Annotated in this window: 1 protein-coding gene; it reads right to left on the minus strand. The window is 63.9% G+C overall.

Features of this window, described 5'->3' with window-relative positions; all coding sequences use genetic code 11:
- The coding region (locus ACTFO6_RS18360) for a 4Fe-4S binding protein (RefSeq protein WP_439935820.1) at positions 1–310 on the minus strand (310 nt) is incomplete at both ends.

The following is a 310-nucleotide window of genomic DNA, read 5'->3' on the forward strand; positions in this document are numbered from 1 at the left end:
CTCCGAAAGGGCACAGCCAGCCGCAGTAGACCCCGCGCCCCCACAGGAGCAGGGTCACGGCCACGAAGGACCAGAGGATGAACAGCATAGGATCGATCAGGAAATGCTCCCAGCGGAACTCCCGCATCACCGAGTGGGCGAAAGTGAGCACGTTGATCACCGTGAGCTGGGCGAGGGCATACCAGCCGAGGAAGAACAGGGTGTAGGCGAGAAAGGCGTTGCGCACTAAAGCCGTGAGCCGCGGGCGGCGGGCGAGCCAGTCCTGGAACACCAGGATCAGGGTGAGGATCGCGAGGCTCACTGCCAGCAC

This window comes from Pelomicrobium sp. G1, from assembly GCF_051905455.1.
GTDB lineage: Bacteria > Pseudomonadota > Gammaproteobacteria > Burkholderiales > UBA6910 > Pelomicrobium.